Genomic DNA, 14554 nt, shown 5'->3' with positions numbered 1-14554 from the left:
GATAACATTATTTTAAAAGTATGCCATGTATATAAGTTGATTGGAGTGGAGACTGGGCGACTACTTGGGGATCAGCAATAGAGGAACGCGAGTGAAGCGGCTCATCGGACGCCCCAGGAAGCTCTGCGCGAAAGCGAAGCGTCAGCGGCAAATGTTTTATCTGTGCGAAAGCGTACAAAGCGCCCAGTCGGAACGGAAATCAACAACACGTTATGGTGATGAACCTTTTTTATGCAAAGCCCTATATTTGCTAAAAATTCATGTATTTTTATTACAATTCGTTTTCTCAGCGTTAACTTCAAATGTTTTTTGACTATTTACAATTGATCAACAATCCGTTAAAATCGAAACATTCTACATTTTGAGAGGAGGATTCTATGAAACTTCCCAAACTGTTTCATCCACTAGTTTGGATTATTTTAGGGGGAACTATTTTCACACGCATTGCAAGTTTTATGGCAATGCCCTTTTTAGCAATTTACTTACATAATGAAATTGAAGCATCCCCTTTACAAATAGGCCTTACGATTGGTATTGCACCGTTAATCTCCACTGTAGGCGGATTTTTTGGTGGTTATTTAACTGACCGATTTGGTAGAAAAAACGTCATTTTGCTTACGATTATTGTTTGGAGCATTGTGTTCTTTGGCTTTGCTACAGCACAAACGATTTGGTTCTTTGTAGCATTAAACGCTCTTAATGGCTTATGTCGCTCCTTCTTTGAACCCTCAACACAGGCATTAATGATTGATTTTACTCCTGCTGACAAACGAAAAAGATTGTTTTCGTTTCGTTACACAGCCATTAACATAGCGGCTGTTATCGGTCCTATTATTGGTGTTTATATTTCTCAATTGTCCAGCCCAAGTATTCCATTCATGCTGACAGGGACTATGTATATTATTTATGCTGCATTTTTATTTTTCGTTTTAAATCGATATGAAATGCAACAACCAAAAGCTTCAACTCCTACTAAAATACTGCAAACCTTTACGATTCTATTGACGAATCGTGTACTACTAAGCTTTATTTTTGGGGCAATTTTAATTAATATTGGTTACTCTCAATTTGATTCAACATTGCCACAAATCATTGAACTTAAAATTGAAGATGGTGCCAAACTCTATTCTCTACTAATCTCGCTAAATGCAGCAGTTGTGTTATTACTACAATTACCGATTAGTATACTTTCAGAACGTTTTTCATCGACAGCTACCCTATTAGTAGGGATTCTGTTCTTCGCGTTTGGTCTTTTATTATTCGGCTTCTCAAATAGCTATCCGTTATATATTATCGCTATGATTATATTCACGATTGGTGAAATTTTCGCCTTTCCTACTATGAATGTCATGATTGATGAAATTGCGCCTGATACACAAAAGGGAACCTATTTAGGAGCAGCTCAATTTAAAAATTTAGGGGGCTTTATTGGACCAATTCTTGGTGGCTGGCTGTTAACACATTATATGAACGCAATGTTTGCGGTCATTGCTGTTCTTGTTTTATGTAGTTGTTTATTTTATAGATCCAAGTTTAAGCCGCAACAGGAATAAGACTTTAGACAAAAAATCGCTCCAGTTCTATAACCGAATCCTAGGCATACGAAATACTTGCTTGGACTCACTGTAATAGTAATGGAGCGAATGATTATAACATTATTAGTGACTTTGGCTTCCTTCATCGGCAGCAACTTCTTTATAACTTGTGTATCGGTCTTTACCAGCATTTTTCGATTGATATAACGCCTTATCTGCACGCTCAAATAAGCTTCTTTCTGACTCATCAAGATGAATGCAATTGGCACCGCCCATACTGACTGAAAGTACAGACCATCTATCAACAGAAACTTTATCCGCATACTTCAAGAGACGAATTTTCTCCAAAATAGAATTCGCTAATTTTTCCATATTTCCATCTTTCGTATCATATAAAACAATGGCAAATTCATCTCCACCAAATCTAACAACAAAGCCGTTTTTCCCTACTTCTTGTTTTAAAGCACTTGCTGTTTCAATCAGGATCTTATCACCTTCAACATGTCCAAATCGATCATTTACTTGTTTAAAATTATCTAAATCTAACAGCAATAAACCAGGTTGATTCGTCTTCCTTTTTCTTAATAACTTGTCCATTTTTCTAATATAAGTAGCACGATTATAAACATTTGTTAATGGATCATATGTTGCAAGATGGATCGTTTTGGAAAGGAGTTTGTTGATGACTAATAGCATGATGAAAGAAGTTACTAAAGCAATACAAAGCAAAATTCGAAACTGCTGTGTATTTTTAGTTAGCGCTCTCATTTCTGTTAAATTTCCGTATTTTACATACACGACTCTATTAGAGGATTCTCCCCGATCCGTTTCTGCTTTATATGGTAAAAAACGGTATCTCTCGGTATAGCCATTTTTAAACTCCTTTTGATATTCCGTTGGCTCCATCGTTTCTTTTGCTAGCTTAAAATGCTCTTGAAATATTTCTGACTGATCATTTACAGTTATTTTACGAGATTTAGAATTATCAAAGAAAACCCCTCCCGCATTTATCGTTTGTACTTCTAACAAATCAGCATATTTATCCATTAGATAGTTTGCAGTCTTTTCGAAGTTAAAGGTTTGAAAGACAGGATCATCCAGTAAGTCTATTCCTAGCTCAAATAAATATTTTTTGTCGGGTGTTGCTAAATAGGCAAATTTTCGATATCCCCCAGTGGTTGTTGAAATATCTATACCATCATTGTAGTATTCCCCGCTTGCTCGACGTTCGTCTAGTAAAGCGGAAAAACGTGTGCAGCATTGAGAAAAATCTAAACCTTTATCTTTTTCAAAAGTTGTATAAATTACGGTATTTGATTTGTCGAGTATGTACACATCCATTCCATGTTCATTTTTTATTTTCTGCAAATCCCACTTTGCTATATGTGGGTTTTTTTCATAATATGTTATTAGTTTTCGTAGTACTTCTTCCATTTTGCCTGAGATATCTTTATCAAAATAAAAATGTGCATTATCTACCGTTTGCATATCTGTCAGAATATGATTTTCAATTAATGTTCTATTCAAAACTTCTTGTTTTTCTATGTCCGACGTAAGTATTTGCCTATTGACATAAAAAATTACAGCAACCAGTATTAATGCAAAGGCAATTAAAGATATTAATAATTTCATTCTTAGGTTTTTCATGAACTTACCCCTACTTATTTTCACCATCATTTTTTCTGAAACCTTTAGAGATTTATTAGTACGATAGACTAAATGGCTTTTCACTAAAAGTTATATTAATTATATAATTACGGGTATAAGTATGTATATAAAAAATGCCTCGATACTAATCTATGTTAGCATCGAGGAATTCTTTAATCCCTATTTTGTAAGCAAGCTAGTTCTTCAGCCGTTAATTCTCGATATTCACCTAGTGCTAGACTATCATCAAGCTTTAGGCTACCCATCGATAGGCGTTTTAAATACGTTACACGTTTACCAACAGACTCAAACATACGCTTCACCTGATGAAACTTACCTTCTTGGATCGTTAACTCAATTTCTGATTGCTGAGCAGATTTTAATATGATGAGCTCTCCTGGTTTTGTTACATAACCATCGTCTAGCTCAACACCTTGAGCAAATTTCTCACAGTCTTCCTCAGTCACAATTCCTTCTATTTGTGCATAGTAAACCTTCGGCACATGTTTTTTAGGAGATAATAAATTATGTGCTAATATGCCATCATTTGTTATCAACAATAATCCCTCTGTATCTTTATCTAGGCGACCTACAGGGAAAGGTTGGAAATGTTGATGTAAGGGATCTAACAAATCAATGACAGTTTCATCTCGTAAATCTTCCGTTGCAGAAATAACTCCAGGAGGTTTATTCATCATAAAGTATACAAATTCTGTATAGTTCACACGTTCACCAAATACGGAGACATCCTGCTTGTCAGGATCAACATGTAGTGCTGCATCCTTCGCATATGCGCCATCTACTGTCACTGCTTTTTGCTTTAGAAGCTGCTTAACTTCCTTGCGTGACCCGTAACCCATATTCGACAGTAATTTATCTAAACGCATTAGTACCTCCTATTTAAACCCCAGTTTGTTTGTAATTCTTGTCAATCGTTCACCGAGAAGCTTTTGTGCTAAGCCTAGGCGTAAAGACAAGAAGCCATAAACTGCTACACCTACTCCAGCACAAATAACAGAATAAACTAATGCAGAGAATTTACCACTTACTGGTCCCATTAATAACACTAAAAGTTTATGAACGATTAGTACACTTACCGCCATTGCCGCTGTCAAAAGAGCAATGAGCATGACACGACGAACAACCATTTCTGATTTGTAGTTCAGTGTTTTTCGTAGCACAAGCATATTAATGATAATTGAAACACTATAGCCAATAGCTGTAGCAAGAAGTGCGCCATCTGCCTCCATCCAACGAATTAACGGAATGTTAATCGCTAGCTTGACGAAAATTCCAGTTAATAAGCTTAAGACAATCCACTTTTGGAAGTCAATACCCTGTAAAAGAGCTGCTGTCACTTGGAATAAGGCAAATAAAATAGCAACTGGTGCATAATGGGCTAAAATCATAGCCCCCATCTCACTTTCAGTATAGAGCATAAAGTAAATTTCATTCGATAACAATGAAATTCCAACTACCGCAGGCAATGTAATAAAAATTAATATTTGATATGTTTTATCCATTGCATGTCGTAGCGATAAATATTCACCTTGCGTAAAGTATTTTGTAATCGTCGGTACTAGTGCCGACGAAAAACCTGTAGCTAACATTACTGGGATAATGACAACCTTTTGTGTTGTAAAGTTAATCATCGATAAATACTTATCCGTTACTTCCGCTAAGCCTATAGATATCATAGCTCCATTAAACGTAAGCATATCGACTAATTGAAATAACGGATTGGCTACGCCTACAAATACCATTGGAATTGAATACGTAATTACTTCTTTATATATGTTGGACATTGGTAGCTGTGTAGACGTTACACTTTGACTGCGCAGCAAATCAAATTCAGGTTGATATTTCTTCCAATAATAATAAAGTACTAGCAACCCACCAATTGCCCCAATAAAGGCAGCAAATACTGCAAAGGAAACAGCTGTTTCTGGTTTCCCATTGAAAACTACCACAACTAAGAATGAACCACCCAATAACACAACAATACGAACAATTTGCTCCACTAACTGAGAAATCGCTGTAGGCTCCATTTTGTCATAGCCTTGGAAAAATCCACGCCAGAGGCTCATAAATGGCACAACAATTAACGCAAAGCTAACCCAGCGAATAACCGAAGCAATTTGCGCTACCGTAAATGCCTGATCATCACTTTTAATAACAAGCCCCGCTATTGGCGTAGCTAGCACAAAGAGAAAAATAAATGCCGCTAACCCAGTACACATCATAATAAGTATGCCTGATTTCATAAGCTTGCGGCCTGATTGGTAATCACCCATTGCATTGTATTTAGAAACAAACTTGGATACAGCAATTGGTGCACCCGAGATGGCTACTGCTAGCATAATCGAGTAAGGAATATATGCATATTGATAGAGGGCAACATTTTCCTCACCCACAATCGCATAAAAAGGAAAAATATAAATTAATCCAAGCACCTTCGATAAAAACATTCCCATTGTTAATATCGCGGTACCTTTCATTAAATTGGACATCGTACCCATCCATTCATCGTAAAATCAATATTTTCATTATCGTAACACTTAGAAAAAAACTTATAAAATATTTGCAGTTAAAAACGTTTGCTTCTGTAACTAATTTCATTGGATGAAGAAGAGCTGGACGTTTTTCAGCGCATTGAAGATTTAAGCTACTTCTTAAGTAAATCTTTCTGCGAACAAAGCACTTTTTAAAGATGTTTCACAATAACTTGCAAACGATGCCATATAAAAAAGCTTTTTTCACTGTCAAAACTACAGTACTACATTAACAAAATTTAGAAAATAACAAGAAAACATTTCCTAGCAAAATATTAAATAAGTAAACCAACTGTAATCTTAACATATTTACTAGGTAAACAGACGCATAAATTCATTAAAAAGTTCTTGGAGCTCCATAAAAAAATATCGCCTGTGTCCTCCCCATGGAAAGTAGAAGGCTCAAAATAATCGGTGGAGATTAAGAAAACCCCCACCGATTATAGCTACTTCTCTATTACATCTCTACGAAAAATTGTTTATACCATACTAAGAACACATAGGCTGTCCAAATATAACGTCCACGATTTGCTTTTCCTTCATAGTGCTCATCTAGATAGCCTACTAATTGTTTTGTATCAAAGAATTCATTGGCAAAGTCAGTTGTAAACATTTCTTTTACCATTTTATAATACTTTTCTTCACGTAGCCAGTGACGAATTGGCACTGGGAAGCCAAGCTTTGGACGTTTTGCCCATTCTTCGGGTAATTCCTGATGCGCAGCTTGACGAAGAACATATTTCGTATCAATGTCATTTACGCGATATTTTGATGGAATGTTTTTTGCTAATTCCATCACTTCTTTATCTAAAAATGGTACACGTAATTCTATAGAATGAGCCATACTCATTTTATCTGCTTTTAATAAAATATCGCCTGGCATCCAAAGATTTAAATCAAGATACTGCATTTTAGTAACATCATCATCACCTGGAACTTCATCGTAAATACGTTTTGTAATCGATTTTACAGATGGACCATTTTTATAATCTGGTTTCAATACATTTAATGCATCTTCTTCGTCCCATACAACCGCTTCCCCAATGAAGCGTTCTTCTACTGTTTGACCACCTTTAACAAGGAAGTTCGAATATTGATTTTTAGGTAACGCCTCTGCTATGCCACGTAATGCTTTACGAATACCAAATGGAATTTTCTCATATTTTTGCATTTTACCAGAGTTTTGGTACCATGAGTAGCCACCAAAAATTTCATCCGCACCTTCACCTGAAAGTACTACTGTTACATCCTTCGATGCTAACTCAGAAAGGAAGTAAAGTGGTACAGAAGATGGGTTCGATTGTGGCTCGTCCATATGCCACTGAATTTTTGGTAATGCTTCAAAACACTCATCTGCCGAAATATATTTACGCTCATTTTGAATATTTAATGTATCCGATAAATCTTTTGCTAAATTTGTTTCATTAAACATGTCCTCGTAGTCAGAGAAACCGACTGAGAAGGATTTATCAGGGCGTAATAATGAAGTAATATAACTTGAATCAATACCACCTGATAAGAAAGAACCAACCTTTACATCACTTATTTGATGCGCATCCACTGATTCTTTTACTGTCGTACGAATGTCTTCTACATATTTTTCAATTGGAGCTTCTTTGGCATGGAATTTTTTATCCCAATACTGCACAATTTTCTTTTGTCCATTTTGAATAAGCATGTAGTGTGCTGGTTGTAATTTGTACACACCTTTAAAGAACGTTTCGTCCATTGAAGAATATTGGAACGTCAAATAAGGACGTAGCGCATTTTTATTTAATTCTTTAATAAATGATGGGTGCGGTAAAAATGATTTAATTTCTGAACCGAAAATAAAAGTACCATCTGTTGTGTTTTCTGTGTAATACAGTGGCTTAATACCAAAGCCATCACGAGCGATGAATTGTAAATCATTCTTTTTATCCCAAATACAGAATGCGAACATTCCGCGAAGCTTTTTGACAAATTCTACTCCGTATTCAACATAACCGTAAATAATAACTTCACTATCAGAGTGTGTTTTAAAGTTGTGACCTTTTTCAATCAAATCAGCACGTAGCTCTTGGAAGTTAAAGATCTCTCCATTAAATACGAGAACGATGTTTCCATCTGCACTGTACAACGGCTGATTTGCCACGTCTGATAAGTCGATAATACTTAATCGACGGAATCCTAACGTTACTTTATCATCACTGTGAATCCCGCCGCTGTCTGGTCCACGGTGAATAATTGTATTCATCATATTTTCGATCGTTTGATGATGATCAATCACATTTGTTCCATTAATATAGCCTATAAATCCGCACATTCTATTTTTCACCTCATAATTTAGTGCATAACCTTTACCATAATAGCATGAAAAGACATTCATTTCATACAGACAATACAGATAAAGCATTATAAAATACTTTTGTTTTATTTTCAATGTGAAAGAAGCCCCTCTATATAGACTTCATGTATAATAGGAAAGATTCCTAATTTGAAGAGAAAGTGAGTTTATATATATGTACGATGTTATCGTTATCGGTGGTGGCCCATCTGGTTTAATGGCTGCTGTCGCTGCTGGAGAGCGTAAAAAGAAAGTATTATTACTAGAAAAAGGGACAAAGCTCGGCAAAAAATTGGCCATTTCAGGCGGTGGTCGCTGTAATGTCACAAATCGTTTGCCTGTTGAAGAAATAGTTAAGCACATACCTGGAAACGGTCGTTTTCTTTACAGCCCATTCACAGTTTACAATAATGAAGATATTATCGCATTTTTCGAAGGGCTTGGTGTGGCATTAAAAGAGGAGGATCATGGACGTATGTTCCCTGTATCTAACCGCGCGCAAGATGTAGTAGATGCACTTATTCGTCAGCTTCAGAGGCTACATGTTGAAGTACGCTTAAACACACCCGTTAATAAGCTGCTAATGGATGAGGACAAAATTCTTGGGGTACGTCTTACAGATGGCACAGAAATTCGTAGTGAGGCAGTAGTCGTTGCAGTTGGTGGGAAAGCTGTTCCACAAACAGGCTCAACAGGAGATGGTTATCCATGGGCAGAGCGTGCTGGCCATACAATTACAACGCTTTTCCCTACTGAGGTTCCTGTACTCTCGAAAGAGGATTTTATTCAAGCTCGTGAGCTACAAGGACTAGCGTTACGCGATGTCGCTGTCTCTGTTTTAAACAAAAAGGGCAAGGTGCTCGTCACACATCAAATGGACATGCTCTTTACTCATTTCGGATTAAGCGGTCCTGCTGTTTTACGCTGTAGTCAATTTGTCGTGAAAGAATTAATGAAAACAGGTTACGAGCCCGTGACAATGCGTATTCAAACACTTGTTGATTATAATGAGGAAACGTGCCTGCAATACTTAAACAGACTCGTTAAAGAAGATCCGAAAAAAGCGGTAAAAAATGTTTGGAAAGGAATTGCACCTGAAAGCTGGCTACTATTTTTATGTGAACGTGCAGACATCGATGTACAATTGACAGGTATTGAATTAGCACAGGAAAAAATCCGCAACTTAGCTAGACTACTCGTTAATTTCACAATGACAGTAAGTGGCACGCAATCTCTTGAAAAAGCATTCGTCACTGGAGGTGGCGTCGCTGTTAAAGAGATTGAACCAAAGACAATGGCTTCGAAGAAAAAGGCCGGTTTATTTTTCTGCGGAGAAATCCTTGATATTCATGGCTACACGGGTGGCTATAATATAACGTCTGCACTCGTAACCGGACGTATTGCAGGGATGAACGCAGGAATGTAATATACTCTGTATCTCGGACTTCTATCAGCGATTTTTCAGGAGTTATCGGCAATTCGAGTTACTTCTTATCATATAAAAGCGTGCCCTGAAAAGGACACGCTTTTTTTAGCCTTCTTTAGACATATATACTTCCTCAAATGGTTGAATGATAACAAAGCCTTCACCTGAAAACGCCATTTGAATGGATTCGCCACTACCACGACCGATAAATGTTCGGAAGCTAATATCTGTTTTAAACTCTGGTGCCAAATTACCTGACCATGCTACTGTGGCATGCGGATCAGTATAGACCGTTTCACCAGGTTTCACTAACAAGGTTAACGGTTCGAAATGAGTTGTAATGGCTACCTTCCCTCTCCCTTGTAAGGTTACATTAAACAAACCACCTGACATGACTCCCGCCATTTTACGCATTAAATGAATATCCCAATCAATACTTGGCTCAAATGCCAGTAAATCATTGCCGTTTACACAAATACTTTCATCCTTTAAATCGAAGACCGTTATTTTTTTCCCTTGATCGGCTAAATAAAGTCGTCCCTTACCTTTTGCTTTCATAAGTTGTGTACCTTCGCCTGTTAATGCTTTTTTAAACATTTTACCGAGGCCATGCTCCAGCACACGCTCACGCTCAAATTTTATATCTCCTATGTAAGAAATCATCGCGCCCATTTTCGACCAAACCTCGCCATTTAGGTTGACCTCTAATACACGCTCAGTTTCTAACTCGAAATATTCATTTTCGTTGTCGTCTTGCTGTGTTTTATTGACAAATTCATTTAAAGAAAACTTTCCCATTTCACATTGCCTCCTTATTTATTTTATATACGTTTTAACATATAAAAAGATTCAATGTCATTAAATAAAAAGATTTAAGCACATAAAGGTATAACTTTTCTATTCATTAATTATGACTAGCTTTCTCAGGGGTTTTTTAGGCATTTGCTATCTTTTTATTCAATTTCAAAAATCCCTTATTCTATTCTCTTAGTTTTAAATATTAATCATTTCGTGAATGAAGAAAAACAGCTTCCTAATTAATTTTAAACAAAAGGAGGTGATCATAAAATGTCAGTTTTAGGTCGGTCTCTTGATAATCGATTAATGAACCTCGCATTTGCTTTCCGTTACAAAATTTCTCTTTTGGTAGCGAAATCACTTTATTTCCCGTAATGATATTGACATCAGACAACTACTGTTATACATTAAACAAAGATTAATCAAGTGTTATATAACAATAGCTACAAAAAAAGACCATACAAGCGTCATGTGCGAAATGACACTCATATGGACAATACCTTCAAGTGCGAATTGAAAGTAATATTTATTGTGTAGCGGAGACGTCTCCAACCTTTTGAGAAGCTTCTTTTAATGCTGTTCGTTTACGTACATCTGCACGTAAAGTTAATGAAATGATTAATGAAGCTGCAATTAACCCTGTAAACACATAGAATACTGGAATATAACTTCCATAAGAGTTTTTAATTGTGCTCACTAAAAGTGGACCGAATATACCACCTAATGACCAAGTCGTTAATAAATAACCATGAATAACCCCAAGTTGTTTCGTACCGAATAAATCACTTGCAAATGCAGGTAGATTCGAGAAACCTCCACCATAGCAACTAACTACTAAGAAAATAAGTGCTTGGAAAACAATAACGTTTGTTGTATGTGGTAAGACGATAAATGTAACTAGCTGTGCGATAAAGAAAATTACAAAGACGTTCGAACGACCAATATAGTCAGAAACAGCAGCCCATATTAAACGACCACCACCATTAAATAATCCCATTATTCCTACCATTGCTGCGGCTCCCGCAACTGATAATCCTACAATTTCTTGTGCCATTGGAGATGCAACAGAAATCATCATAATACCTGCTGTTACGTTTACTAAATGCATCGACCAAAGCATCCAGAAATGCTTAGTTTTCACAGCTTCACGTGCTGACATGACAGCTAAATCTTTTTTCACTACTTCTTTACCATTATTTGCAGCAGCCTTCATATTCGCTGGCAGATAACCAGGTTTAGGCGGTGCTATATATGAAGCCCCTAAAATCATTAACGTGAAATAACTTGCCCCTAAAATAAAGTACGTTGTAGAAATACCCACAGCCTCCATTAAGTTAGCTGCGACTGGCGCTGTAATAAGTGCCCCTGAACCAAATCCAAGTACAGCCATACCTGTTGCTAAACCGCGGCGATCCGGGAACCATTTTACTAAAGTCGATACAGGCGCAATATAACCAATACCCATACCCAATCCACTTAGTAAACCATATGTTAACCAGTACAATGTTACGGAATCCATTGAAATCGCTACACCCGCACCAGCTTGTCCTGCCCCAAATAGAACAGCTGCTATCATTGCAGATTTACGTGGCCCCATTTTTTCTACTAAGTTACCAAATAATGCTGCTGAAAAACCAGCAAGCCCCATCATTATTGTGAAAGCAACCGTTACGTTTGTTTCACTCCATCCCATTTCTGTGACAATCGGTAGCTTGTATACACTGTATGCATATGCTCCGCCGATCGAAAGGTGAATAGCGATTGCTGATAATGCAATTAACCATCTATTTTTATTCATAATTTCTCTTTTCTCCCCTCTTTTGCTACCTGTGAAAGTTTTATGAACGTCCATGTAAAACAATTTACCACTTAGAATTATTCAAATGCAAGATGTTTTTTTAAAAAATATTATTTCTCCAAAAAGTTTTTTATTTTTTACACTAATAATCTTATGACGAAAACCCTACAGTCTCTAAGTAAATAGATGTTTATTAAACGAAAACCACAACATTTTTTAGCTAATATTATTTTTCTACTCTATTATCCAATCGCACATAAATTATCTTGATATAATTAATTTTGTGCATATTTTCACATGCAATCAATGTATATTCAAGTTTTTCTAATTCACATAATTCCTTTAGTTTCTTTTAAAAACCTGAAACAAATATTCATTAAGTAGAAATTTTTAGAACAAAAGAGAATTTATAACCTTAAATTAACAAATTTCTTTCGTGTAAAAAAGAACTAAAAAACAACATCAAATGATGCACCTTACTTTTAATGGGTATCCAATTAAATAAATCCAATTCATAATGTGTATTTTTCAAAACGAATAATCATTACCTACTCATTTTTATTATTCAAATATATATTTTTTTATTTAAAATGAATCTGCTTTTTTTTTAGACAATGGCTAGTAATGCTTTTAAACTTAAAAGCTACTAAACCAATCAGCTATAACAAAAAACATTTGCTATAGCACACAAGTAAAAACAGTATTTTTTAGCCAATATTGTTAATAGAATAAAATTCCGATTTAGCTTTATTTATGTAATTACCAACACAGTCTTTATATGATTTTAATTTTATTTTTTGTGTTTCAATACCTCCATTATCACTTTGGTTCCTATTATAAAGACATGTATTCAATTAAAGATCGTCAATTTTAGACGATTGTCATTGTTACAATTTCTCTTCTTGATTCCATATTTCAATACAAATCAAGTAATCTAGTCATGTATCAAAAAGAGATGCTCTGGAATAACTCGAGCATCTCTTTCCTTTTTATAAAAAATAAATAAAAAATACAATAATTATTGGCACTAGTGCAATAAATGAACCAATCGATATATAATGTCTTTTTTCTTCACGCCCATAATAATAATCAATCACAATAGAACTCATCATGAAGACAACTAAAAACACGCATATTGCAGCTGTATATAAGAACCAACCGTATATATTAAATATAATTAAAGTCGCCACTTGTATAAACTTAGCAATATACGTTGTACGTTGATGACCTGCATTTATATATTTTGGCTCCTTTGGAATGCTAAACATTTTTCGAATAACTTTTTCAATTAGCCACACTAGAAAGAGAGCAATTATTATAAAAACAAACATCTCACGGAAACTAATATCCTTTTCATCTTTACGTATAAGGTCCATAAATGCTGACGCAGTGTCGGCATCTTCCACTTTGTAAAAAATATTTGTATGTTGATCGCTAAAAGCTAGCTGCTCATTATTTAAGAACATTTTTAGCTGCACAGCCTGCCCATTGTCAAACTCCACCCATACATCACGAAACACATAATAATCATTATCCTTCTTCGATATAACTGCCTTTTGAAGCGCATTAGCAATGAGCTTTGTTTCCGAATCTTTTTTATAAGCTTGCTGTGCTAAAATCCAACCAGTTCTTCCAGCCTTAAAGGAATCTTCCTGCCAATTATACGCAATAGTAAATTGTTTAATATTTTCATGTTGTGCTAATTCAACAATCGTAGCATGCTTAGCTGTGTCTACTTGCTTCCATGGACCAATTACAATCAAAAAGAGGATCGTAACGACTGCTCCAATGATAATCGTTGGATATTGCCATCTACGAGGTTGTTTATCTTGCTGATATACATTTTGCAAAATACGCTCCTGTAATTGTTGAGAGAAACGTGGGGCTTCTCCAATCTCTTTGTCCAATTTATCCTTAAAAAATGTCATCTTCTAGCACCTCCCAATGACTTTTATCCAATTTCCCCTGCAATATTTGCCTAGCTCTGCGTAATCTTGTTTTCACTGTGTTTTCTGTACACGTAAGAACCTCTGCTATCTCTAGAACCTTTAATTCTTGAAAATAATAAAGAATAATTACTTCTCGATAGATGATTGGAAGCTCAAACAAAGCTGCTGTTAAAATTCTTCGCTCATCCTTTTCAAGTAAATTTGTTTCAGGCGTTCGCTTGCTAACTCCAATGTGCAGCTTTTCAAATAAAATATGACGCTTATTTTTCCAGCTTCGTAAATAGTCATGACTTTTATGTACTGTTATTTTTACTAAATATGTTTTTAGTGAGGATCGTTGTTCAAAGCGCTCCTGCTGCCGATAATAGGCAAAAAATACATCTTGAACGATTTCTTCTGCAATAGCCCAGTCTTTAACATATAGATAAGCTACTCGAAGACAATATTCACCATGCTCATCCATAATTTTTGCTAAATGCTCACTCAAACAAACACCTCCTATTCCCATTCACACTATAGTCGT

10 protein-coding genes are annotated in these 14554 nt (G+C 35.7%); 2 read left to right on the top strand and 8 right to left on the bottom strand.

What is annotated here, in order from left to right; all coding sequences use genetic code 11:
• The first annotated feature begins 377 nt into the window (after window positions 1–377).
• The gene (locus ACIQLB_RS05110; RefSeq protein WP_400721868.1) at window positions 378–1553 is read left to right on the top strand and encodes an MDR family MFS transporter; all 1176 of its coding nucleotides are present in this window, start codon (window positions 378–380) and stop codon (window positions 1551–1553) included.
• Between the two features lie 105 nt (window positions 1554–1658).
• Here the strand turns inward: ACIQLB_RS05110 and ACIQLB_RS05105 are convergent, their stop codons facing one another.
• The 4 genes from ACIQLB_RS05105 to asnB all read right to left on the bottom strand — a co-directional run bounded on the left by ACIQLB_RS05105 (window position 1659) and on the right by asnB (window position 8039).
• Complete coding sequence (locus ACIQLB_RS05105) at window positions 1659–3182, bottom strand: diguanylate cyclase (protein WP_400721865.1); 1524 nt, start codon at window positions 3180–3182, stop codon at window positions 1659–1661.
• Window positions 3183–3355: 173 nt separating this feature from the next.
• Complete coding sequence (locus tag ACIQLB_RS05100) at window positions 3356–4069, bottom strand: pseudouridine synthase (protein ID WP_400721862.1); 714 nt, start codon at window positions 4067–4069, stop codon at window positions 3356–3358.
• 9 nt (window positions 4070–4078) lie between these two features.
• Complete coding sequence (locus ACIQLB_RS05095) at window positions 4079–5692, bottom strand: putative polysaccharide biosynthesis protein (protein WP_400721859.1); 1614 nt, start codon at window positions 5690–5692, stop codon at window positions 4079–4081.
• Window positions 5693–6191: 499 nt separating this feature from the next.
• Entirely contained in the window at window positions 6192–8039 is a 1848-nt protein-coding gene (asnB, locus tag ACIQLB_RS05090; RefSeq protein WP_400721856.1) for an asparagine synthase (glutamine-hydrolyzing), read from the bottom strand.
• 196 nt (window positions 8040–8235) lie between these two features.
• On the opposite strand from asnB, the gene ACIQLB_RS05085 reads away from it, so the two are divergent.
• Entirely contained in the window at window positions 8236–9486 is a 1251-nt protein-coding gene (locus ACIQLB_RS05085; protein WP_400721853.1) for a BaiN/RdsA family NAD(P)/FAD-dependent oxidoreductase, read from the top strand.
• 105 nt (window positions 9487–9591) lie between these two features.
• Here the strand turns inward: ACIQLB_RS05085 and ACIQLB_RS05080 are convergent, their stop codons facing one another.
• The 4 genes from ACIQLB_RS05080 to ACIQLB_RS05065 form a co-directional block, all read right to left on the bottom strand.
• Entirely contained in the window at window positions 9592–10284 is a 693-nt protein-coding gene (locus ACIQLB_RS05080; RefSeq protein ID WP_400721850.1) for an AIM24 family protein, read from the bottom strand.
• 526 nt (window positions 10285–10810) lie between these two features.
• Window positions 10811–12082, bottom strand: a complete 1272-nt coding sequence (locus ACIQLB_RS05075) for an L-lactate MFS transporter (RefSeq protein WP_400721846.1) — start codon at window positions 12080–12082, stop codon at window positions 10811–10813.
• Window positions 12083–13071: 989 nt separating this feature from the next.
• On the bottom strand, window positions 13072–14010 hold the full coding sequence (locus tag ACIQLB_RS05070; protein ID WP_400721843.1) for a hypothetical protein: 939 nt from the start codon (window positions 14008–14010) through the stop codon (window positions 13072–13074).
• The gene (locus ACIQLB_RS05065) at window positions 13997–14518 is read right to left on the bottom strand and encodes a sigma-70 family RNA polymerase sigma factor (RefSeq protein WP_400721840.1); all 522 of its coding nucleotides are present in this window, start codon (window positions 14516–14518) and stop codon (window positions 13997–13999) included. Before ACIQLB_RS05065 ends, ACIQLB_RS05070 begins: the two co-directional genes overlap by 14 nt.
• Between the last annotated feature and the right edge of the window lie 36 nt (window positions 14519–14554).

Origin of the sequence: Lysinibacillus sp. NPDC092081 (assembly GCF_044755845.1) — a bacterium.
Taxonomy (GTDB): Bacteria; Bacillota; Bacilli; order Bacillales_A; family Planococcaceae; genus Lysinibacillus.
Note: the sequence above shows the minus strand (reverse complement) of the source record. Positions and strands in the feature narration are given on the sequence as shown.